At 68.4% G+C, this 20,546-nt stretch carries 20 protein-coding genes and 1 tRNA gene; 2 read left to right on the top strand and 19 right to left on the bottom strand.

All coding sequences use genetic code 11. The annotated features are described in order from the left end of the window. Positions 1-53: 53 nt before the first annotated feature. The 8 genes from ACIPRI_RS22710 to ACIPRI_RS22675 all read right to left on the bottom strand — a co-directional run bounded on the left by ACIPRI_RS22710 (position 54) and on the right by ACIPRI_RS22675 (position 9,113). On the bottom strand, positions 54-1,103 hold the full coding sequence (locus tag ACIPRI_RS22710) for an adenylate/guanylate cyclase domain-containing protein (protein WP_446623756.1): 1,050 nt from the start codon (positions 1,101-1,103) through the stop codon (positions 54-56). Beyond that, positions 1,096-1,446, bottom strand: coding sequence for an Hpt domain-containing protein (locus ACIPRI_RS22705; RefSeq protein WP_446623755.1), 351 nt, complete (start codon positions 1,444-1,446; stop codon positions 1,096-1,098). Before ACIPRI_RS22705 ends, ACIPRI_RS22710 begins: the two co-directional genes overlap by 8 nt. Beyond that, positions 1,443-5,735, bottom strand: a complete 4,293-nt coding sequence (locus ACIPRI_RS22700; protein ID WP_446623754.1) for a GAF domain-containing protein — start codon at positions 5,733-5,735, stop codon at positions 1,443-1,445. The genes ACIPRI_RS22705 and ACIPRI_RS22700 overlap by 4 nt, the downstream gene beginning before the upstream one ends. A gap of 77 nt (positions 5,736-5,812) precedes the next feature. Beyond that, the gene (locus ACIPRI_RS22695; protein WP_446623753.1) at positions 5,813-6,496 is read right to left on the bottom strand and encodes a dioxygenase family protein; all 684 of its coding nucleotides are present in this window, start codon (positions 6,494-6,496) and stop codon (positions 5,813-5,815) included. Positions 6,497-6,517: 21 nt separating this feature from the next. Further along, the gene (locus tag ACIPRI_RS22690) at positions 6,518-7,018 is read right to left on the bottom strand and encodes a hypothetical protein (RefSeq protein ID WP_446623752.1); all 501 of its coding nucleotides are present in this window, start codon (positions 7,016-7,018) and stop codon (positions 6,518-6,520) included. Beyond that, on the bottom strand, positions 7,015-7,650 hold the full coding sequence (locus ACIPRI_RS22685) for a UdgX family uracil-DNA binding protein (RefSeq protein WP_446623751.1): 636 nt from the start codon (positions 7,648-7,650) through the stop codon (positions 7,015-7,017). The genes ACIPRI_RS22690 and ACIPRI_RS22685 overlap by 4 nt, the downstream gene beginning before the upstream one ends. A gap of 87 nt (positions 7,651-7,737) precedes the next feature. Then, positions 7,738-8,496, bottom strand: a complete 759-nt coding sequence (locus tag ACIPRI_RS22680; RefSeq protein WP_446623750.1) for a class II aldolase/adducin family protein — start codon at positions 8,494-8,496, stop codon at positions 7,738-7,740. Positions 8,497-8,510: 14 nt separating this feature from the next. Further along, positions 8,511-9,113 (bottom strand): HD domain-containing protein, encoded by a 603-nt coding sequence (locus ACIPRI_RS22675; RefSeq protein WP_446623749.1) that lies wholly within the window; start codon positions 9,111-9,113, stop codon positions 8,511-8,513. Positions 9,114-9,224: 111 nt separating this feature from the next. On the opposite strand from ACIPRI_RS22675, the gene ACIPRI_RS22670 reads away from it, so the two are divergent. Then, positions 9,225-9,908: a Crp/Fnr family transcriptional regulator gene (locus tag ACIPRI_RS22670; RefSeq protein WP_446623748.1), complete on the top strand. Its 684-nt coding sequence runs from the start codon at positions 9,225-9,227 to the stop codon at positions 9,906-9,908. 1 nt (position 9,909) lies between these two features. Here ACIPRI_RS22670 and ACIPRI_RS22665 read toward each other — a convergent pair whose 3' ends face one another. From ACIPRI_RS22665 to ACIPRI_RS22645, 5 genes are all read right to left on the bottom strand, one after another. Further along, entirely contained in the window at positions 9,910-10,818 is a 909-nt protein-coding gene (locus ACIPRI_RS22665) for a bile acid:sodium symporter family protein (protein ID WP_446623857.1), read from the bottom strand. Between the two features lie 114 nt (positions 10,819-10,932). Further along, complete coding sequence (locus ACIPRI_RS22660; protein WP_446623747.1) at positions 10,933-11,715, bottom strand: slipin family protein; 783 nt, start codon at positions 11,713-11,715, stop codon at positions 10,933-10,935. Continuing rightward, the gene (locus tag ACIPRI_RS22655; RefSeq protein WP_446623746.1) at positions 11,712-13,202 is read right to left on the bottom strand and encodes an NfeD family protein; all 1,491 of its coding nucleotides are present in this window, start codon (positions 13,200-13,202) and stop codon (positions 11,712-11,714) included. Before ACIPRI_RS22655 ends, ACIPRI_RS22660 begins: the two co-directional genes overlap by 4 nt. 130 nt (positions 13,203-13,332) lie before the next feature. Continuing rightward, the gene (locus tag ACIPRI_RS22650; RefSeq protein ID WP_446623745.1) at positions 13,333-13,668 is read right to left on the bottom strand and encodes a hypothetical protein; all 336 of its coding nucleotides are present in this window, start codon (positions 13,666-13,668) and stop codon (positions 13,333-13,335) included. A 114-nt stretch (positions 13,669-13,782) separates the two neighbouring features. Continuing rightward, positions 13,783-13,859, bottom strand: a tRNA-Arg gene (locus ACIPRI_RS22645). A gap of 41 nt (positions 13,860-13,900) precedes the next feature. On the opposite strand from ACIPRI_RS22645, the gene ACIPRI_RS22640 reads away from it, so the two are divergent. Then, positions 13,901-14,344 (top strand): DUF1810 domain-containing protein, encoded by a 444-nt coding sequence (locus ACIPRI_RS22640; protein WP_446623744.1) that lies wholly within the window; start codon positions 13,901-13,903, stop codon positions 14,342-14,344. A gap of 141 nt (positions 14,345-14,485) precedes the next feature. On the opposite strand, the gene ACIPRI_RS22635 is transcribed toward ACIPRI_RS22640, so the two are convergent. The 6 genes from ACIPRI_RS22635 to ACIPRI_RS22610 are packed head-to-tail and all read right to left on the bottom strand — an operon-like array spanning position 14,486 to position 20,546. Next, positions 14,486-15,274 carry a crotonase/enoyl-CoA hydratase family protein gene (locus ACIPRI_RS22635; protein WP_446623743.1) on the bottom strand — a complete coding sequence of 263 codons (789 nt, stop codon included), beginning with the start codon at positions 15,272-15,274 and terminating at the stop codon, positions 14,486-14,488. Next, positions 15,271-16,257, bottom strand: a complete 987-nt coding sequence (locus ACIPRI_RS22630) for an acyl-CoA dehydrogenase family protein (RefSeq protein ID WP_446623742.1) — start codon at positions 16,255-16,257, stop codon at positions 15,271-15,273. The genes ACIPRI_RS22635 and ACIPRI_RS22630 overlap by 4 nt, the downstream gene beginning before the upstream one ends. A 26-nt stretch (positions 16,258-16,283) precedes the next feature. After that, a complete protein-coding gene (locus tag ACIPRI_RS22625) occupies positions 16,284-17,447 on the bottom strand; it encodes an acyl-CoA dehydrogenase family protein (protein WP_446623741.1) in 1,164 nt (387 codons plus the stop codon). Position 17,448: 1 nt separating this feature from the next. Further along, positions 17,449-18,387, bottom strand: coding sequence for an SDR family oxidoreductase (locus tag ACIPRI_RS22620; protein WP_446623740.1), 939 nt, complete (start codon positions 18,385-18,387; stop codon positions 17,449-17,451). 13 nt (positions 18,388-18,400) lie between these two features. Continuing rightward, complete coding sequence (locus ACIPRI_RS22615; protein ID WP_446623739.1) at positions 18,401-19,387, bottom strand: Bug family tripartite tricarboxylate transporter substrate binding protein; 987 nt, start codon at positions 19,385-19,387, stop codon at positions 18,401-18,403. 25 nt (positions 19,388-19,412) lie between these two features. Further along, positions 19,413-20,546: an acyl-CoA dehydrogenase family protein gene (locus ACIPRI_RS22610; protein ID WP_446623738.1), complete on the bottom strand. Its 1,134-nt coding sequence runs from the start codon at positions 20,544-20,546 to the stop codon at positions 19,413-19,415.

The raw sequence follows: 20,546 nt of genomic DNA, 5'->3' as shown, positions 1-20,546 counted from the left end.
CCGCGCCAGCGCGCGCGCCCCCCCGCGGGCCCCGCTCTCTGCCGCGCAGGCTCCTAAGCCGCGCCGCCCTTCAAGGCGTACACGTCCACCGCCGCCGCCTTGCCGCGCAGCTTCACGGCGCCGAGCGGCTCGGTCTCGCAAAGACCGCCGATGGCCTGGCAGGTGGCGGCGTCGATCAGCATCATGCGTCCGGCTTCCTTCGTGTGCGCTTCCAGCCGCGCCGCCAGGTTCACCGTGTCGCCGATGCAGGTGTAGGTGGCGCGCTTTTGCGTTCCCGTGTAGCCGGCCACCATCTCTCCGGTGGCGATGCCCACGCCGATGCGCAAGTCGCTCTTGCCGGCGGCGCCGCGCTCGGCGTTGAGCGACCGCAGCATCTGCGCCATGTCCTGCGCCGCCTGCACCGCGGCCGCGGCATGGTCGGCCAGCGGCAGGGGCGCGCCGAAGATGGCCATCAGGCCGTCGCCGATCATCTGGTTGACCACGCCGCCCTGCCGGTTGATGGCGTCGAACATCAGCGCATACCAGGTGTTGAGCAGCTCGATGGTTTCTTCCGGCGGCTGCGATTCCACCAGCGAGGTGAAGCCGCGGATGTCGGCAAACATCACCGTGCCTTGCACGCGCCGCCCGCCCAGGGCAAAGCCGGATTGCTGCAGGTCCTGCGCCACCTCGGAGGTGGCGAAGCGGCGCACCATCTCCTTTTGCGCGTCGCGCAGGCGCTTCTTCTCCAGGCTGGCGTCGACGCGCGCCTTCAAGAGCACCGCGTTCACCGGCTTGTGCAGGTAGTCCTCGGCGCCCAGCTCGATGCAGCGCACCACGTCTTCCATGCCTTCGAGGGAGGAGGTGACGACCACCGGCAGATCGCGCAGCCGCGGGTCGGCCGTCAGCTGCTCCAGCACCTGAAAGCCGTTCATCTCGGGCATCTCGATGTCCAGCAGCAGCAGGTCGAACTCGTCTGCACGCAGCATCTCCAGCGCGATGCGGCCGTTTTCGGCGCAGGCCACGCTGTGGCCATGCTGCTCCAGGCCGCGGGTGAGCAGCAGGCGATTGACCTTGCTGTCGTCCACCACCAGCAGGCGCGCCGGCATGGCTTGCGGCTCAGCCATGCTCGATGCGCTCCTGCAAGGCCGCGGCAACGCGCTGCCATTCCTGTTCCAGCGCGTCCAGCTCGCTGCCTTGCGCGGCGGGCAGGCCGCCTTGCTCGAGTGCGCGCGCCTGCGCGGCGAGCGCAAGGGCGCCGAAGGTGAGGCTGTTGGACTTCAGCGAATGCGCGTTGCGCCGGAAGTCGTCGGCATGGCCGGCGGCCAGCGCCTCGCGCATGCTCGCCAGCATGGTGGGCGCTTCTTCCAGAAAGGTCTGGACCAGTTCCGCCATGAAGTCGGCGCCCGCGGTTTGCTCCAGCTCGCTCCAGGCGGCCGAGTCGATGATGCTTTCCCTTGAATCGCTCATGCGATCAATCCTTTCGTGTAGGCCGGCGCCTGCACCAGCGCCTCCACCAGCCGGTCCACACGGATCGGCTTGGTGATGTAGTCGTCCATGCCGGCGGCAATGCACATCTCGCGGTCGCCCTGCATGGCGTTGGCCGTCATGGCCACGATGCGCGGCCGTTCGTTCGGCTGCAGCAGCTTGCAGATCTGGCGCGTGGCGTCGAGGCCGTCGAGCTCGGGCATCTGCACGTCCATCAGCACCACGTCGTAGGCCTGGCGCCGCACCGCCTGCACCGCTTCGATGCCGTTGGCGGCGAGGTCGGCGCGGTAGCCCATCTGCTGCAGAAGGCGCAGTGCCAGCTTCTGATTCACCGCGTTGTCTTCGGCCAGCAGGATGCGCAGCGGATGGCGCTGGCCCATGGTGGGATCGATCTGCGGCTTCCTGGGCTGCCCGTCGGCGGCGGCCGGCGGCGGCGCCGGCGCGTCGTGGTCGGCCAACAGGTTCATCAGCGTGTCGAACAGCTGCGACTGGCGGATCGGCTTGGACAGGAAGGCCTTGAACAGCAATTGCGCCTCGCCCGATTCGCGCCGGCCCAGCGAGCTGAACAGCACCAGCGGCAGCGCGGGCTGCAGCCGGCTCACGCGGCGGGCCAGCTCGATGCCGTCCATCTCCGGCATGTGCATGTCGATGATGGCCAGGTTGAAGCGCTCGCCCCGCTCCAGCAGCGCGAGGGCTTCTGCCGGCGATTCGGCCAGGCACGCATGCATCCCCCACTTGCCCGTCTGCAGCCCCAGCACGCGCCGGTTGGTGGCGTTGTCGTCCACGATGAGCAGGCGCTTGCCCTGCAGCTGCGCCTGCACGCCCAGCACTTCATGGCGGCGGCTGGCCGGCACCTGCGCGGCCGGCGCCTCGATGGTGAAGAAGAAGGTCGAGCCTTGTCCTGGCCCGTCGCTGTGGGCCCACATGGTGCCGCCCATCAGCTCGGCCAGGCGCCGGCTGATGGCCAGGCCCAGGCCGGTGCCGCCGTACTTGCGGGTGGTGCTGGAGTCGGCCTGTGAGAAGGACTGGAACAGCCGCCCCATGCCCTGGGGCGAGAGGCCGATGCCAGTGTCGCGCACCGAGAAAATCAGGCGCGCCTCGCCCGAAGGCGCGGGCTCGGCACGCACCGTCAGCACCACTTCGCCCGCCTCGGTGAACTTCACCGCGTTGGACAGCAGGTTCAAGAGGATCTGGCGCAGCCGCGCCAGGTCGCCACGGATCGCCAGCGGCACCTCGCCCTCGAACACGTAGGCCAGGTCCAGGTGCTTCTCGGTGGCGCGCGCGCTCACCAGGTCCAGCGCCGATTCCACGCAGTCGCGCAGTTCGAAGGGCTGCGCCTCGATCTCCAGCCGGCCGGCCTCGATCTTCGAGTAGTCGAGGATGTCGTTGATGATGGTCAGGAGCGCATCGCCCGAGTCGCGAATGGTGGAGACATAGTCCTGCTGCTCGGTGTCCAGCTGCGTGTCCAGCAGCAGGCCGCTCATGCCGATCACTGCGTTCATCGGCGTGCGGATCTCGTGGCTCATGGTGGCCAGGAAGGCGCTCTTGGCCTCGTTGGCCGCCTCGGCGGCGGCGCGTGCCTCTTGCGTCTGCTTGAACAGGGCCGCGTTCTGGATCGCGATCACCGCCTGGTCGGCAAAGGTCTTCAGGAGCTTGATGTCCTTGTCGGCAAAGGGCCCCGGCGGCTGGCGGGTGACGTGGATGGAGCCGATGTTGCGGCCTTCCCACATGAGCGGCGCGACCATGATCGCGTAGGTGCCGATGGCCTCGCCGATCTCGCGCATGAACTGGGGCAACTGCGCCTCGGCCAGCACGTCCGGGATGTGCATGACTTCCGTGCTCGCCATCACCTGACCGAAATGCGAATGGTCGAAGGGCCGCGGATAGTGCTTTTCCAGCACCTCGCGCGCCGAGCCGCGGTGCGCGCCCAGGTGCACCTGGCCATCCCTGTTGAGCGAGATGCCCATCTGCGCGCCGGAGAACAGGCGCTGGCAGCTTTCCAGGATCTTGTCGAACACCGGCTGCGCATCGGCCATGGAGCCGCTGATGACCTGCAGCACGTCGGCGGTGGCGGTCTGCTGCTCCAGCGCCTCGCGGGTTTCGTTGAACAGGCGCGTGTTCTCGATGGCGATTACGGCCTGCTCGGCGAATGTGCGGGCCAGTTTCACTTCCTGCTCGGTGAAGGCGCCGGTCTGTGCGCGCAGGATGGCGATGTCGCCGATGGCGCGCCGCTCCTTCACGAGCGGCACGAACAGGCCCGACTTGTAGCCCAGCTTGATCGCCAGGTTCTTCATGCGGGGAAACTCGTCGGCCGCGAGACTCGTGTCCGGCACGTTGATGACGCGCGCATCCAGCATGCTGGCCCCGGCGGCGCTACCCCTGTCCAGCGGCCAGGGCTGCAGGACGTCGCCGGCGCTGTCGCCGTGCGAGCCGTCGTCGGCGAAGGCCGCCAGCTGCACAATCCCTTCGCGCGGCACGCAGAAGGCCACCGCGCGGCCATCGAACAAGCGCTGGCAGGCCTGCACGATGGCGTCGAACACCGGCTGCGTCTCGGTCGGCGAGCTGCTGATCACGCCCAGGATCTCGGCGATCGCGGTCTGCTGCTCCAGCGCCTCGCGGGTTTCGTTGAACAGCCGCACGTTCTGGATGGCGATGACGGCCTGGTCGGCAAAGGTCTTGAGCAGGGTGCGCTCGGCCGGCCGGAATGGGCCGACCTCCAGCCGCTGCATGCTCAGGATGCCGATGCCCCGGCCCTCCCACATGAGCGGCGCGGCCAGGTTGGCAAAGCTGCTGCCCAGCTGCCGCGCGTTGTGCTTCATCACCTCGGGCGCACGCGGGTCGTTCAGCACATCGGCAAACTCCACCACGCAGCCGGTGCAAAAGCCGATCTCGGCGGATGTGCCGGACACCGGCGTCGGATAGGAGGTGTGCAGCAGCTTGTCGAGCTCGGCGGCGCGGGCCTTGCCGATCGCCGCGCGCCCGGCTGCCGTGGTCAGGCGGCGGGCGAGCGCGAGCTGGCCCTGATCGTCGAGCATCAGCAGCGTGAAGGAGCTGGCGTCGAACAGGCGCTCGCAGCACTCCAGGATCTTGTCGAACACCGGCCCGGTGTCGGCCACCGAGCTGCCGATCACCTGCAGCACTTCGGCAGCCGCGGTCTGGTGCGCCAATGCTTCGCGGGTTTCGCGGGCGCGCTGCTGCGTCTCGTCGAAAAGCAGGGCGTTTTCCAGCGCCAGGCCCATGCCGGCGGCCACCGTTTCCAGAAGCCGGACCTCGTGCTCGCCGAAAGCGTATTCGCGCTCGTGGTTCTGCAGCCCGATGAGGCCGAGGATGCGCTTGCTGCCCATGATGGGAACAGCGGCAAGCGAATGCGCCCAGTCGGTTCCCGGCGAGGGCGCGATGCCGAACTGGGTTTGTTCCGCCCGCGTGTTGGCCACGCGGACCTCGCGCGAGCTCAGCAGCGTTCGCATGGGTTCGTCTGGCCGAAGTGGACGGGCCGGTGGCAAGGGCAGCGGCACGCCGTGCTCGTAGCGGTACACCGCCTGCACCATCCCGTTTTGCTCGTCCCACCAGACGATGCTCACATCGCCGCTGTCGAAGACCTCGCGCAGCTTGTCGCCGACCAGTTGGATGATGGCGCTGAACTCCAGGTGTTGGGCCATGCCCTGCTGGACGCTGTTGACCAGGGCCAGTTCGGCGCTGCGCTGCGCCAGTCCGGCGTGGCGCTCGGCCAGCTGGACGTGCAGGGCTTCGATGGCGCGCAGCTGGGCGAGTGCGGCGGCAGCCTGGTCGGCCAGCCTGGCCAGCAGTTCGCGCTGTGCGGGCTCGAAGCGGCCGTGCCGCCCTTCGATGTCGGCGTAGAGGTAGCCCAGCAGCTGGCGCTGCGCCAGCAGTGGCGCGACCAGGCAAGAGCGCTGCTCGGCGCGCGGGGCGCCTTGCGGCCCGTGGCGCAGGCTGGCCTTGCGGCTGCGCCGCGCTTCGGAAAGCCAGGGTGCGATGGCGCGCAGCAGGTCTTGCGCCTCTTCGCCGCGCGGCAGCCGGGCACCGAGGATGTACGGGCCATGGTGCGCGTCTTGCACCAGCAGCACCCGCTGCGCGCCGATGAGTGCGGCGGCTTCTTCCAGCAACAGCTTGTGGAGCGCGCGCTCGTCGCGCGCCGCGGCCAGCCGCAGCCCGCTTTCGATCAGCCGGTCCCTGGGGTCGGGACTCGTTCTTGCGCCGGTACTGCGCGAGCCGGGGGTGGCCACCGATGGCCGCGGGCTGGACTGAGCCATGAGGAAGCAAACTCCTTGGGGCGAATGATGCGCATGGGTGCGCACCCGGCAGTCTAGCGGCGAAGAGCTTGCGCCGGCTAAGCCGCCACGACGATCGGAAAGCGGGTATTCCAGCCGTCGGCGCTGCGCTCGAAAGGCCGGGTCAGCGCCGCCCGGTCTTCCTCGGACAGGCTGCGCCACAAGAAGTCGCGCCCGTTGCCCGGCGCGCCTTGCACATAGAGCTGGGTGGTGAGCAGTTCGCGCGGGCCGAGCTTGACCTTGACGTGGATGTGCGGCGTGCGGCCGGTGTAGGGCACTGGCCGGATGGTGCGAAAGCGCCAGCGGCCCTGCGCATCGACCATCACCCGCCCAAAGCCCTGGAAGGCGCGGTCGGCGCGGTCGCCATCGCCCGGATGGTGGTAGTGGCCGGCCTGGTCGCACTGCCAGATTTCCACTGCCGCGCCGGCCAGCGGCTTGCCGTCCAGGTCGGTCACGGTCCCCTCGACCCAGGCTGCTTCGCCGGCGCCGTACCGCAGCGCGCCATTGCGCAGCAGGTCGTTGTCGCTGTCGGCGGGCAGCTTCGCCGGGTAGAAGGGGCCTTCGGTCTGCGCCGGCGTCAGTCGGCGCGCGGCCGGCGCCTGGGCGCGGGCCAGGCCGGTCCAGAGCGCGGGAAAGCCGATCAGCGCAGCAGTGACGCTGCGCCGCGGCAGGCCGCGGGGGTTGGTGCGACGGGGGCTGGCTTGCATGATGGGCGCCAGCATGGCCTGTTGCGTGGCCGCCATCAAGTGGCCGGCCACTTGCCCCTACTTGAGCTTGCGGTCTTCCTGCTTGGCTTCCGCCATGGCCTCGGGTTCCAGTTCCTCGGCGTAGCGGTTCATGCGGATGAACAGGCCCCAGCCGGCCAGGAGCAGGCCCACCGCGCCGATCAGCGCGGCCGCGTGCAGCATCAGCATGGGTTCGGAACGCGCCTTGAAGATGGCCACCAGCGCCTCGACCGCGATCGCCACCACGATCACCACCATGAAGCGCGACAGGAAGCGGCGCACCCGGGTCGGTGCGCTGATGTGGGCGCCACGGACCACTTCCTCCTCGGTGATGGTCTGCGAGATCTGGATCGCCACCACCGCGGCGGCAAGCACGCCCACCGCCTCGATCATGGCCTCGGAGGCCGCGTAGTCCCAGTCGCCGGTGCTGGCCAGCCAGCCGGCACGCGCCGCCGACACCACCAGCATCAGGCCGGCGCCGGCAAAGAGCAGGGCCATGAGGGCCTGGGCCATGGCGTAGAGTCGAAGCACGTATTTCATGGCGCGTCCTCCGTCGCGTCCGACAGCCAGGCGGATGCCGGTGCCAGGTCGCGCAGCCAGGCGTCCCAGGCCGATTCACGCCGCAACGGGTCGCCGCGCAGCAGCGCGGAAGGGTGCAGGGTGACCAGCATGGGCGGGCCGAAGCGGCTGTCCAGCCACTGGCCGCGAAGCTGCATGATCGACAGCGGGCGGCCGAGCAGCGCGCGTGCCGCCGTCGCGCCGAGCGCGATGAAGGCCCGCGGCCGGACCAGCTGCACTTCGCTTTCCAGCCAGTGCAAACAGGCTTGCGCCTCGCGCTGCCCGGGCGTCTTGTGCATGCGGCGCTTGCCGCGCAGCTCGAACTTGAAGTGCTTGACCGCATTGGTCAGGTAGAGCTGGTCGCGCGGCCAGCCGAGCTCGTCGAAGGCGCGGCCCAGCAATTGCCCGGCCGGCCCGACGAAGGGGCGGCCCTGCCGGTCTTCCTGGTCGCCCGGCTGCTCACCGACCAGCATCAGGGCCGCAGGCAGCGGGCCTTCACCGATCACCGACTGGGTGGCGTGCTCGCCGATGGGACATTCCCGGCAGGCGTCGGTGGCCCGCCGCAAGGCCTGGTGCGACGCGGCGGGCTTCAGCGGACGCGGGTTGGCGGACACCCGCTCATTACATCCGCCCCGCGCACGGCCGCGTTGCCGGAGAAGACCGACGCAGCGCGTCGGCGGCCACGCTAGACCAAACAGGCCCTAGTCCTTGTAGCCCGGATCGACGCGGTCCAGCTTGCGCAAGAGCGCCGGCCAGGCGAACTGGCCGCCCATGCCGCCGGTCTGCACCTTCAAGGCTTGCGCCACGCCTTGCACGATGCGCGGGTCGACCTGCACGAGCTCGCTGCCGCCGGACTGCGCGGCAATCTGGATCTGGCAGGTGCTCTCGAACACGTACATCGAGAGGAAGGCATCGGCGATGCTCGGGCCCACCGTCAAGAGGCCGTGATTGCGCAGCATCAGGAAGTTGGCGTTGCCCAGATCGGCCTGCAGGCGCGGCTTTTCGTCATCGCGGAAAGCCACGCCTTCGTAGTCGTGATAGGCGAGCGACGCCAGGACGAAGGTGGATTGCTGGCTGATCGGCAGCACGCCCGCCTTTTGCGCGCTGACCGCCACGCCGGCACGGGTGTGGGTGTGCAGCACGCATTGCGCGTCTTCGCGCACTGCATGCACCGCGCTGTGGATGACGAAGCCGGCCGGGTTCACCGGGTAGGGCGAGTCGATCAGCTTGTTGCAGTTCTGGTCCACCTTCACCAGGCTGGAGGCGGTGATCTCGTCGAACATCAGCCCGTAGGGGTTGATCAGGAAGTGGTGCTCCGGCCCCGGGATGCGCGCGCTGATGTGGGTGAACACCAGGTCGCTCCAGCCGTACATGGCCACCAGGCGGTAGCAGGCGGCGAGGTCGGTGCGCAGCTGCCACTCCTCGGGCGATACCTGGGTCTTCAAAGAGGTCGTGTTCATGGGCTTTGTCTCCTTCAGGCGGCTTGTTGATCCATGGCCGATTGGTACACGGTCTTGCGCGGTTTGGCAAAGACGCGGCGCAGCATCGGCTCGAAACGGGTGATCGGCAAGGTCTCGCCCTTGGGATCGAAAGCAGGGTTGTCGTAGAGCGCGCAGAACTCGGCCGTGCGCTCATAAGAGGGATGCGCCTTGAACTGGTCGCGCATGTCGCGGTCCATGCCGACGTGGTGAAAGAAGTAGTGGCCCTGGAAGATGCCGTGGTGCTTGACCATCCAGAGGTTTTCTTCCGAGACGAAGGGCTGCAGGATGGCGGCCGCCACGTCCGGATGATTGAAGCTGCCCAGCGTGTCGCCGATGTCATGCAGCAGCGCGCACACCACGTATTCCTCGTCGCGGCCGTCCTGCAGGGCCAGGGTGGCGGTTTGCAGGCAGTGGTGGTAGCGGTCGATCGGAAAGCCGCCAAAATCGCCCTGCAGCAGCTTCAGGTGGGCCAGGATGCGATCCGGCAGGCCCTGGGCCATGTGCATGAACTCGGCGCCGAGAATCTGCCAGTCTTCGCGGGTGCTCTGGTCCATGCGGGTGAAGCGGGCCTGGGGGCGTGGCGTATCGTGGCTCATGGTTCTTGGCAGTGGTTGCGGGAAGAGGGGCGATGATGCAAAGCACTGACCGCGCGAGACTGTCAGCTTCTTATCAATGCAGGGTTTGTCCCTGGCGCCTTCTCATTCCTCATGCAAGTTTTCGCCGACAACCCCTGGTTCCGCTGCCTGCCGCCCGGGCAGGCGCAGGCGTTGCTGGCCGTGGCCCAGCCGATCAGGGTGCCGGCAGGCACGGTGCTGTATCGCCAGGGCGACGTGCTGGCGCCATCTTCCGCCGCCTTCTTCGGCGTGGCGCGCGGCGCGCTCAAGCTGTCCATCCTGCATGGCGACGGCAAGGAGGGCATCCTCACGGTGATCGAACCGGGCAACTGGATCGGCGAGGTCGCCTTGCTCGACACCATGCAGCGCGCGCACACCGCCACCGCGCTGGAGGACAGCGAGCTGTACGCCGTCAGCGCCAGGAACTTCGAGGCCCTGATGCAGGGCGCCGACTTCGCGCGCGCCGTGGCCCGGCTGGTGGCCGGCCGGCTGCGCATGGCCTACGAGGCGCTGGCCGGCCTTGCCCTGCAAAGCACGCGCGAGCGGCTGGCGCGGCGCCTGGTGGCCATGGCGCATGGCGACGTGACGCAGTCGGCCGACCAACGCCGCCACATCAGCACCTCGCAGGACAACCTGGCGATGATGCTGGGCGTCAGCCGGCCCACGCTCAACAAGGAACTGCAGGCACTGGCCAAGCTGGGCGCCCTGAGCCTGCGCTACGGGCGCATCGAGATCCTGGACATGCAGCGCCTGCAGGAATGCGCCCGCATGGGCTGAATCAGGCCGCGGCGGCGACGCTTTTCTGCCCACGCGTGACCCAGACGCCGAAGGCGGCGGCAGTGAAGAACATGATCAGGCTGTAGATCGCGGCCGGCACCGACATGGCGCTGTTGTTCAGCACCGCCAGCGCCAGGTAGATGGCCAGCGTGCCGTTGTGAATGCCGATCTCGAAGGCGATGGCGCGGCTCTGGGCTTCGCCCAGGCGCGTCAGCCGGCCCACGTAGTAGCCGATGAACATGCTGGCCAGATTGAAGATCAGCGCGGCCAGGCCGGCCTGGCGGAAGTAGTCGGCCATGTGGGCGCGCTCGCGCAGCAGGATGGCCAGGATCAGCACCAGGAGGATCAGCGCCGAGGCGATCTTCACCGGCTTGTCCATCTTGCGCGAGACGGCGGGGAACCTGGCGTTGATGAGCATGCCCACCGCCACCGGCGCCAGGATCAGCACGATCACCTCCAGCGTCTTGCGAAACTGAAGCGGCACGTACTGCTGCTGGCCCATGAACAGCTCCAGCGCCAGGTTGACGATGATCGGAATGGAGACGATCGCCAGCACGCTGTTGATGGCGGTGAGCGAGATGTTGAGCGCGACGTCGCCCTTGAACAGGTGCGAGTACAGGTTGGCGGTGGTGCCGCCCGGCGAGGCTGCCAGCAGCATCATGCCTACCGCCAGCTCGGGCGGCATGGCAAAGGCCTTGACGAGGCCAAAGCACAGTGCCGGCAGCAGGATGACCTGGCAGCCCAGGCCGATCAGCATGGCGCGGGGCTCGCGCCAGATGCGGCGGAAGTCGTCCACCCGAAGGTGCAAGCCCAGCCCCAGCATGATGATGGCCAGGGCGATGGGCAGGCCGATGGTGGAAAGTGCGCTCTCTTGCATGTGCTCTTGTCTCGTCGTCGTTGTGGGACCGATCCGGGCGACGCCCGGATCGGTGGCGCGACTTTAAAGAGGCAGCGGGGCGCGAACTGTCAGCTTCTTATCAGTTAGGGGTATGTACCGAGCGATCGAGCGGGTCGGCTTGCAGCCTTACTGCGCGTCCTGCTCGCGCAAGCGGTGCCGGTTGAGCGCATCGAGCAGCGGGCCGACGATGTCCAGGGGCAGCGGAAAGACGATGGTCGAGTTCTTGTCGGCGGCGATCACCGTCAGCGTTTCCAGGTAGCGCAGCTGCAGCGCCTGCGGCTCGCGCGCCAGGATCTGCGCGGCCTGGGCCAGCTTCTCGGAGGCCTGCAGCTCGCCTTCGGCATGGATCACCTTGGCGCGCCGCTCGCGCTCTGCCTCGGCCTGGCGGGCGATGGCGCGCACCATCGATTCGTTGAGGTCGACATGCTTGATCTCGACGTTGGTCACCTTGATGCCCCAGGCATCGGTCTGGCTGTCCAGGATCTTCTGCAGGTCGAGGTTGAGGCGCTCGCGCTCGGACAGCATCTCGTCCAGCGAGTGCTTGCCCAGCACCGCGCGCAAGGTGGTCTGCGCCAGCTGGCTGGTGGCGGCCAGGAAATGCTCGACCTGGATCACCGCGCGCTCCGGGTCGACCACCCGGAAGTACAGCACCGCGTTGACTTTGAGCGTGACGTTGTCGCGCGAGATCACGTCTTGCGCAGGAACATCCATCACCACGATGCGCAGGTCGATGCGCACCATCTGCTGGATGCCCGGGATCAGGATCACCAGGCCCGGCCCCTTGACGCGCCAGAAGCGCCCTAGCTGAAAGACAACGCCGCGCTCGTATTCGCGCAGGATGCGCAGCGAGCTGGCGGCCAGCAGCACCAGCAGCAGAAGAAGCAGGGGAGGCGCAATCAGTTGGGTCATGGCGTACTCGCTTGTTGTTGCTGTTCATGGTTTGCGCCGGTGAGTGCTGGCGATGCGGCGGCGGGCCGCACCTCGAGCACCAGGCCGTCCACCCGCGCCACGTGGACGTGCTGCGCGTTTGCCAACGGCTGATCGGCGCGAATGCGCCAGCGCTCGCCCTCGAGCTCGGCCCAGCCTTCCCCGCTTTGCGGATCGAACTCGATCACCTGCGCGCCGGCGCCGATCAGGCGCTGCGTGCCGCTCACGACCGGCCGCGTATGGGCGCGCACAGCCATGCGGGCCACGATGATCACGAAGGCGGCCGAGAGCAGCGCCAATCCGCCGATCAGGGGCAGCGGAATGCCGAATCCCGGCAGTTCGCTGTCGATCAAGAGCAGCGCGCCGAACACGAAAGCCGCGATGCCGCCCAGCCCCAGCGCGCCGTAGCTGGGCATGAAGGCTTCGGCGACGAAGAAGGCGATGCCCAGCAGGATCAGCGCCAGGCCGGTGTAATTGATGGGCAGCATCTGCAGCCCCCACAGCGCCAGCAGCAGGCACACGCCGCCGATCACGCCGGGCGCGACGAAGCCCGGGTTCATGAACTCGAAGAGGAGGCCGTAGACGCCCACCATCATCAAGAGCAGCGCCAGGCTCGGGTCGCTCAGGGCGCTCAGCAGCCGGTCGCGCCAGTCGGGCTCCAGCAGCAGCACCGGCGCATTGCGGGTGGCGAGCTTCGCCGCCGGGACGCCGGCAGCCTCGAGCTCGCGCCCGTCGAGTTGGCGCAAGAGCTCGGTGCGGTCGGCGGCCACGAGGTCGATCACCTTGCGCGACAGCGCCTCGCTGGCCGACAGGCTGGCCGATTCGCGCACCGCCTGCTCGGCCCAGGCGACATCGCGCCCGCGCAGCTGCGCCAGGCTGCGCAAATAGGCGCTGGCGTCCTGCAGGCGCTTGGCGCTCATGGCGTCGCGGTCCGGCTTCTTGCCCTCCGCCTTGCCGGGCTCGTCCTTGTCTTTGTCCTTGTCCTTCGGGCGGGGCAGCGGCGGGCCGCCATCGTCGTCGCCACCGCCCGGGGCGCCCGGCATCCCGACGGCCACCGGCGTGGCGGCGCCCAGGTTGGTGGCTGGCGCCATCGCCGCCACATGGCAGGCAAAGAGGATGTAGGTGCCGGCGCTGGCGGCGCGCGCGCCCTGCGGCGCCACGTAGCCGGCCACCGGCACCGGCGAGGCCAGGATGGCTTGCACGATGCTGCGCATGGACGTGTCCAAGCCGCCCGGGGTGTTCATCTCCAGCACCACCAGTTGCGCCTTCTCGCGCACGGCGCGCTCCAGCGCGCGCTTGAGCTGGTCGGCCGTGGCCGGGCCGATGGCGCCGTCGATGCGCAGCACCAGTACTGCCGACGGGGCAGCGGCTTGCTCCCGCTGCGGTTCGACCGCCGCGGCGGCGACGTCCGGCAGCAGCGCCAACAGCAGCGCGAGCGCGCCGGCAAGGAAGCGGGAACGAAGCGTCACGGCAACCTCCGCGGCCAGCGTACACCGGCGGGCGTCAGCGTGCTACCCGGTCCGGGATTCCGGACACGGGGCAGGTGTTACATCGGGGGGAAAAGGGAGAAGCGAGAGAAGCCGAGAGAGGCGAGAAGCCTCAGGCCGTTTCCACGTCGTCCGGGAATCGGCTCTGGCCCTGTGCGGCGAGCGAGGCCTTGCGCAGGCTGGTGACCCACAGCCGGGCGTGGCGCTGCTCGCGGCTTTCGAAGCGTTCGGTGAACTTGCGGATGGCCGGGCGCTCGATCGCGGCCATGGTCATCCAGTCGGTGCCGGCGAAGGAGGGCGCGTCGTTGCTGCGTTGCGCCAGCGCGGGACGCAGGGCCATCACCCACTCGGTGGGCACGTGAGGATCCTTGTCCAGCATGCGCAGAGCGATCTTTGCCGCCTTGGGGCTGAGTACCTGTACCTTTTGATAGATGAAATCCAGATCCATTCTGCGCACGTAAGTTCGGGTGCGCGAGGATACGGGCAGGGTGTGGGGCGCGATATCGTGGTTCCACCCTACGAAGTTTGGCGATCAGCCGAAAGTATGGATGTGCCACTGAAGTGGCCTGCCCGGAGGGGATCGAACCCCCGACAACCTGCTTAGAAGGCAGGTGCTCTATCCAACTGAGCTACGGGCAGACAAGCCCGCAATTTTGCCATGCGACAGGAAGACCAGCCCGATGACGCAGCAAGAAGACGATCCTTACCACCTCGAACGCTTCACCAGCGCCCAGGCGCCGGTCTATGCGCAGGTGTGCGCCGAACTGGGCGCGGACGAGAAGCGCAGCCATTGGATGTGGTTCGTGTTTCCGCAGCTGGCGGCGCTGGGCCGCAGCGCCACCGCCAAGCATTACGGCATCGGTTCGCGCGCCGAGGCGCTGGCCTATTGGACGCATCCGGTGCTGGGGCCGCGGCTGGCGCAGTGCACGTCGCTGGTGCTGGCGGTGCAGGGACGCAGCGCCTTGCAGATCTTCCAGACGCCGGACGATCTCAAGTTCAGATCCTGCATGACCTTGTTCCATGCGCTGGTGCCGGACGAGCCGCTGTTCGGGCAGGCGCTGCACAAGTACTTTGGCGGACAAGGCGACCCGCTGACGCTGGAATTGCTGGACGCCATGGATTGAGCAGGGGAGGCGCGTGTCACGCACGCAGCTGCCAAGTAAAAAAGGCGGACGCAGAAAAAGAAGAAGCCGGGACCCTGGCCGCTTTGAAGAACAGACCAGACAGCCATCGACGCGAACGGATTCCTCAACCCCAGCCCCGGATCAGCCGCCAAACACCGGCTTGCGCTTCTCGACAAAGGCCGCAACGGCTTCATGATGATCCGCCGTCTGATGCGACATCACCTGGAACGCCGCCGACATCTCCAGCAGCGTGTCGAGGCGCGAATGCAGGGCCTCGCGCAGCAGGCGCTTGGCCAGCCGCACCGCATGCGGTGGGTTGGCGGCAATCTGCTCGGCGATCTCCCTTGCCGTGGGCAGCAGCTGATCGCGCGGCACCACGCGCGAAACCAGATTCCACTCCGCTGCCTGGCGCGCATCGATGGTCTGCCCGGTCAAGGTGAGTTCGGTCGCGCGCGACAAACCGATGATGCGCGGCAGCAGCCACGCACCGCCATCGCCCGGAATGATTCCCAGCTTGACGAAGCTCTCGGCAAACTTGGCTTCCTCCGCAGCCACGCGGATGTCGCACATGCAGGCCAGGTCCAGCCCGGCCCCAATGGCGTGACCGTTGACCGCCGCGATCACCGGCACCTCGAGGTTGAACAGCGCCAGCGGCAGCTTCTGAATGCCCAGGCGGTACTCGCGGCGCAGCTCCATGGCGGGCATCTCGGCATAGCGGCCCATGTCGCGCACGTTGCCGCCCGAAGAGAAGCTCGAGCCCGCGCCCGTCAGAATCACCGCGCGCACCGAATGATCGGCATGGATGCGGTCGATGGCCGCCAGGAACTCCGGAACCGCCGTGTTGCCGGTGAGCGGATTGCGGCGCTCGGGGTCGTTCATCGTCAGGGTGACGATGTGGCCCGCCTGCTCGTAGTTCAGAAAATTGCTCATGCCAGGATCTCCTCCATCACGAATTGCAGCACCGAGGGTGCGGTGCCGCCGAGCATCGTCTCGCCGACGACGCGGTTCCAATAGGCCTCCGAGCCGTCGGCCATGCGCCATTCGTGCAGGCGGCGGCTGTAGAGCTGGAGGTCGAATTCCTCGGTGACGCCGATGGCGCCGTGCAGCGCATGCGCCGTGGCTGCAACCAGCGGCACCGACGCACTGGTGCGCGCCTTCGCGGTGGCAGCGGCGAGCAGGGGCGGGATCTTCTTTCCGGCCTTGAAAGCCAGCTCGGCGGCCACACCCGCACACGCCACGTGCTCGGCCATCACGCTCAGCTGGTGCTGGATCGCCTGGAACTTGCCGATGGCCTTGCCGAACTGCACCCGGTCGTTGCAGTAGCCCAGCGTCATCGAGAACATCCGTTCCATGGCGCCCGCGATGGCGGCGGCGTGCAGCGCTGCGCTGAACACCGCCACCTGGTCCCCGTTGTCGCCGACCGGCGTTCCGATGGCATCGGAGGTCCAGTGCAGCGATGCGGCCAGGCTGCCGCGAATGCCGGTGAGCGTGCGCTGCGCGCCGGCGCAGGCTAGCAGTACGAGTTGCCCTTCAATGTTGGCGACCGCGTGGTCGGCGATCGCGCCAAAGGCGACGTTGCCGGCGCTGACCGAACCGTCGTCCGAACGCCGCGCGTGGCCGATGAGCGTGACCATGCCTTGCGGCGCGGCCACGTCACCCAGCAGTGCGCGTGCCGCGATGCTCTGCGCCGCCGGCACCGGCACCGCGTGCCGGCCAAAGGCCACGAAGATCGGGAAGATCGCCTCCAGGTCGAGCCCGGCGCCGCCCGCCTCCTCGCTGGCCATCAGTTCGAGAAATCCGCTCTCGGCCAGCGCGCCCCACAGCGGGGTGGCCGATCCGCCGTTCTCGATGGCCCGGATGGCGGCGGGCGCGCACTGGTCAACGAGGATCGCCTCGATGGCTTCTGTAAACATGTCGTTGTCTCCTTGATGCTGCGGGCTCAGCGCAGGCCCAGGCCGCGCGCGATCATGCCGCGCAGGATCTCGCGCGTGCCGCCGCGCAGCGAGAAGGTCGGCGAGATCTGGCTCAGGTAGGCGATGGTGCGATGCAGCTCGGCATCGTCAGCCGCGTTGCGTGTCGGGTCGGCCGCGACGGCCGCTTCGATCGCGGCCGGGATGGCCTGCTCGAACTCGGTGCCGATGTCCTTGACCAGCGCCGCCTCGACCACGGGGCTTTCGCCGCGCGCGAGCTTGGTGGTCACGGCCACCGACAAGCTGCGCAAGGTGGCGAGCTGGGTCGTGAAGCCGCCCAGCAGGGTGGCGTCAGTCGGCGAGAAGCCGGTCTTGCGCAGGCTCTGCATCCAGGTGTCCAGCAGCACCACGCTCGAGTACAGGCGCTCGGGGCCGCTGCGCTCGAAGGCCAATTCGGCGTTCACCTGCATCCAGCCGCTGCCCTCGTCGCCGATCAACGCGTCTTCCTTCAGGAAGACATCGTCGAAGGTCACTTCCGAGAAATGCGCATCGCCCGTCAGGTCGACGATCGGCCGCACGTGCACCCCTGGCGCCGACAGGTCGACGATCAGTTGCGACAGGCCGCCTTGACGGTCTTCCGGCGCTCCGGAGGTGCGCACCAGCGCGATCATGTAGTGCGAGCGCTGCGCATTGGTCGTCCAGATCTTGCGCCCCGTCAGGCGCCATCCGCCATCTACGCGCGTGGCACGCGTGCGCACGCTGGCCAAGTCGGAGCCCGAGTTGGGCTCGCTCATCCCGATGCAAAAGAATGCCTCGCCACGGCAGATTCGCGGAAGGTAGAAGTCCTTCTGCGCCTCGGTGCCGAACTTGTTGAGCAGCGGGCCGCTTTGTCGGTCAGCAATCCAATGGGCGGCAACGGGCGCGCCCGCGGCCAGCATTTCCTCCACCAGCACGAAGCGGCGGAAGGCGTCGAGCCCGGCGCCGCCGTATTGAGAGGGCAGGGTGATGCCGACCCAGCCGCGCTCGGCCAGCCGCCGGCTGAAGGCCGCGTCGAAGCCCATCCATGTGCGCGCGCGCACGGCCGGCGCCGCAGGTTCCAGGTGGGCCGCCAGGAATTCGCGCACCTCCTGGCGGAAGGCCTCGGCCTCGTCGGGGAGCCTGGCGAGGCGAAAGGCTTCGAGCAATTGGCTCATCTCAGGCCTCCGCAGCAGGAATTTCGCCGGTGGTCAGCGCGTTGGGCGCGGCCTTCTTCACCAGTTCGGGGATCAGGCCACCGAGTTCCAGGACCGTCCAGCGGCCTTGCTTCTCGATACGCGGACCGGCATGCCAGCCCTCGGCCACCGTGATGCGGCCGCCGCGTGCACCGAACACGCGCCCAGTGATGCCGCGCGATTCGCTGCTGCCCAGCCAGGCCACCAGCGGCGCGACGTTCGACGGGTCGAGCGGATCGAAGCCGGGCGCCTCGTTGCGGATCGCCTGCCACTTGGGGCTGGCGAAGATGTCTTCGGTCAGGCGGCTCATCGCCGTGGGATAGATGGCGTTCACCGTCACGCCGTAGCGGTCCAGCTCGCGCGAGGCGATCACCGACAGCGCGGCGATGCCGGCCTTGGCCGCGCCATAGTTCGACTGGCCGGCATTGCAGTACAGGCCCGAAGACGAGCTGGTGTTGATGATGCGCGCGTCGCGCTGGCGGCCGGCCTTCGATTCGTTGCGCCAGTAGGCCGCTGCATGGCGCGAGGGCGCGAAGGTGCCGCGCATGTGCACGCGGATCACCGCGTCCCAGTCTTCCTCTTCCATGTTGACCAGCGTGCGATCGCGCAGGATGCCGGCGTTGTTGACCAGCACGTCCAGGCCACCGAAGGCCTCGATGGCGGCGTCGATCATGCGCTTGGCGCCGGCCCAGTCGGCGACGTCGTCGCCGCTGGCAATCGCCTGGCCGCCCAGGGCCTCGATCTCGGAAACCACTTCCAGCGCCGGGCCGGTGGCCGAGCCGGGGGCGCCGTCGCCGCGCCCGCCCAGGTCATTGACCACCACCTTGGCGCCCTGGCGTGCGAACTCGAGCGCGTACTCGCGGCCGATGCCGCGGCCCGCGCCGGTGATGACGACCACGCGGTCCTTGCAAAGCTGATTCATCTCGTGTCCTCTTTCACTTCTGCGAGAGGTCGACCTGCTTTGACAGAGCGCGGTAGCGCGCGCTCTCCGAAGCGATCATCTCGCCCATTTCCTTGCTGCCGACGGTGTAGACCTCGGCGCCCGCCGTCTCGGTGACGTAGGTCTTGAATTCGGGCTGCGTCATGGCCTTGAGCAGCGCCGCTTCCAGCGTCTTCACCGCGGGTTCCGGCGTCTTGGCGGCAACGCCCAGGCCGATCCACACATACAGGTCGTAGTTCGGCTGGCCTCTCTCGCGCACCGTCGGCACGTTGGCCAGCTTGGGGTGGCGCTCCTTGCCGGTTACGGCCAGCGGACGCACCTTGCCCGCGGCGATCAGCGGCAGCGCGCCGCCAACGTCGAGCAGCGCCAGGTCGACCTGGCCGCCCATCAGGTCGGTCTGCACCTGGCCGGGCGACTTGTAGGGGATGTAGTTGAACTCGACGCCTGCGCCTTGCTGCAGCATCAGCGCGCCGATGCGGTAGTGGTTGCTGTAGCTGGCCATGCTGACCGTCTTGGGACTCTTCTTCGCCGCCGCCATCGCCTCGGCATAGGTCTTGTAGGGCGATGAAGCACCGGTCACCAGCACCGCGGCGCTGCGCAGCATGGTGGCCAGCGGGCGCAGGTCCTTCTGCGCGTCGTAGGGCAGGCTGTCGTTGATGAGCGGGTTGATCACCATCGACGAGGGCGAGAGCATCAGCACGCTGTAGCCGTCGGCCGGCGAGGCCAGCAGGCTCTGCACCGCCAGCACGGTGTCGCCACCTGGCTTGTTCTCGATGAAGGTGGATTGGCCATTGAGCTCCGGCGTGACCAGCCTGGCGACCAGGCGCGTGATCGTGTCCGAGCCGCTGCCCGGGCCGAGCGGCACGATGAAGCGCACCGGGCGCGAAGGGAAGGAGTCGGCGGCCTGCGCTTGCGGCAGGGCCACGGCCAGCAGCGAAGTCAGTGCGGCGCCCAGCAGGCGAAGGGTGTTGCGGCGGTTCATGCTTTGTCTCCGTTCGAGTTTGAAATCACAGGCGGGCCAGCCGCGCGGCTTGCGCGTCTGCGTCGCCGAACAACTGGTCGAGCACGTGGATGCGGCGCAGGCAGTGGCCCACGGCGTATTCCTCCGTCATGCCGATGCCGCCGTGCGACTGGATCGCCTGCTGGCACAACGCGCGCGCGTGGCGGCCGATGGCCAGCTTGGCGCGCGGCAGGTCGGTGGCAGCGTTGTCCGAGGCTGGGTCGTCGACGGCCACCGCAGCGGCGATGGCCATGCTGCGTGCCATCTCGAGCGCGACGGCCATCTCGGCCACGCGGTGGCGCAGCGCCTGGTATTCGCCGATGAGCCGGCCGAACTGCTTGCGCGTGTTGACGTAGGCGGTGGTGAGCGCGAAGGCGCTTTCCATGGTGCCGACCATCTCGGCGCAGACGGCGGCGGTGCCAGCCGCCAAGGTGGCGCGAATGGCGGCTGCGGCGCGTGCGGTGTCGCCGGTGTCGCCGGCATCGCCCAAGAGCTCGGCCGGGGCGCCGTCGAATGTCAGCTCGCCGGCCGGCGTGTCGTCGATCAGGCGGTAGCTGCGCAACTGCGCAGCGCCGGCATCGATCAGGAACAGCGCCAGGCCTTCTTCGTCGCCGGGCTGGCCGCTCACGCGCGCGCTCACCACGAAGCGGCTGGCCGCGCCCGCGTGCAGCACGAGCGACTTGGCACCCGACAGGCGCCATTGGCCGCCGTCGCGCGTTGCACGGGTCTGCACCCACAGCGCGTCGTGGCGCGCCTGGGCTTCGTCATGCGCCCAGGCCATGCGCATTTCGCCATGGGCCAGGGCCGGCAAGAGGCTGTCCTTCTGTGTCTCGTTCCCAGCCGTCAGCACGGCGGTCGCGGCGAGCACGTTGGAGGCCAGGTAGGGTTCCAGCAGCAGCGCGCGGCCAAAGGCCTGCATCACCGGCAGCCGGTCGCCCGCGCCGCCGCCCAGCCCGCCGAAGGCTTCGGGAATGCCCATCGCCATCACGCCCAGCTCGGCCAGCTGGCCCCAGGCGGCTTCGCTCCAGCCGGCTTGCGAGGCCGCGATGGCGCGGCGCTTCTCGAAGCCGCAGTGGTCGTCCAGCAGGCGCGCGAGGCTTTGCGCCAGGGCCTGCTGTTCTTCGTTCAGTTCAAATTGCAT

Source organism: Variovorax sp. LARHSF232, assembly GCF_052871435.1.
The sequence above is the reverse complement of the archived record's forward strand: the minus strand, read 5'-3'. Positions and strand labels throughout refer to the sequence as shown.

Coding starts and splice junctions, on each gene's coding strand:
- ACIPRI_RS22695 (WP_446623753.1), bottom strand. CDS start 6,496: ATGGCGGCCACGCAACAGGCCATGCTGGCGCCCATCATGCAAGCCAGC.
- ACIPRI_RS22675 (WP_446623749.1), bottom strand. CDS start 9,113: ATGAGCCACGATACGCCACGCCCCCAGGCCCGCTTCACCCGCATGGAC.
- ACIPRI_RS22635 (WP_446623743.1), bottom strand. CDS start 15,274: ATGAGCAATTTTCTGAACTACGAGCAGGCGGGCCACATCGTCACCCTG.
- ACIPRI_RS22610 (WP_446623738.1), bottom strand. CDS start 20,546: ATGCAATTTGAACTGAACGAAGAACAGCAGGCCCTGGCGCAAAGCCTC.
- ACIPRI_RS22660 (WP_446623747.1), bottom strand. CDS start 11,715: ATGACCCAACTGATTGCGCCTCCCCTGCTTCTTCTGCTGCTGGTGCTG.
- ACIPRI_RS22690 (WP_446623752.1), bottom strand. CDS start 7,018: ATGAAATACGTGCTTCGACTCTACGCCATGGCCCAGGCCCTCATGGCC.
- ACIPRI_RS22650 (WP_446623745.1), bottom strand. CDS start 13,668: ATGGATCTGGATTTCATCTATCAAAAGGTACAGGTACTCAGCCCCAAG.
- ACIPRI_RS22710 (WP_446623756.1), bottom strand. CDS start 1,103: ATGGCTGAGCCGCAAGCCATGCCGGCGCGCCTGCTGGTGGTGGACGAC.
- ACIPRI_RS22705 (WP_446623755.1), bottom strand. CDS start 1,446: ATGAGCGATTCAAGGGAAAGCATCATCGACTCGGCCGCCTGGAGCGAG.
- ACIPRI_RS22630 (WP_446623742.1), bottom strand. CDS start 16,257: ATGTTTACAGAAGCCATCGAGGCGATCCTCGTTGACCAGTGCGCGCCC.
- ACIPRI_RS22615 (WP_446623739.1), bottom strand. CDS start 19,387: ATGAACCGCCGCAACACCCTTCGCCTGCTGGGCGCCGCACTGACTTCG.
- ACIPRI_RS22620 (WP_446623740.1), bottom strand. CDS start 18,387: ATGAATCAGCTTTGCAAGGACCGCGTGGTCGTCATCACCGGCGCGGGC.
- ACIPRI_RS22640 (WP_446623744.1), top strand. CDS start 13,901: ATGACGCAGCAAGAAGACGATCCTTACCACCTCGAACGCTTCACCAGC.
- ACIPRI_RS22680 (WP_446623750.1), bottom strand. CDS start 8,496: ATGAACACGACCTCTTTGAAGACCCAGGTATCGCCCGAGGAGTGGCAG.
- ACIPRI_RS22670 (WP_446623748.1), top strand. CDS start 9,225: ATGCAAGTTTTCGCCGACAACCCCTGGTTCCGCTGCCTGCCGCCCGGG.
- ACIPRI_RS22625 (WP_446623741.1), bottom strand. CDS start 17,447: ATGAGCCAATTGCTCGAAGCCTTTCGCCTCGCCAGGCTCCCCGACGAG.
- ACIPRI_RS22700 (WP_446623754.1), bottom strand. CDS start 5,735: ATGGCTCAGTCCAGCCCGCGGCCATCGGTGGCCACCCCCGGCTCGCGC.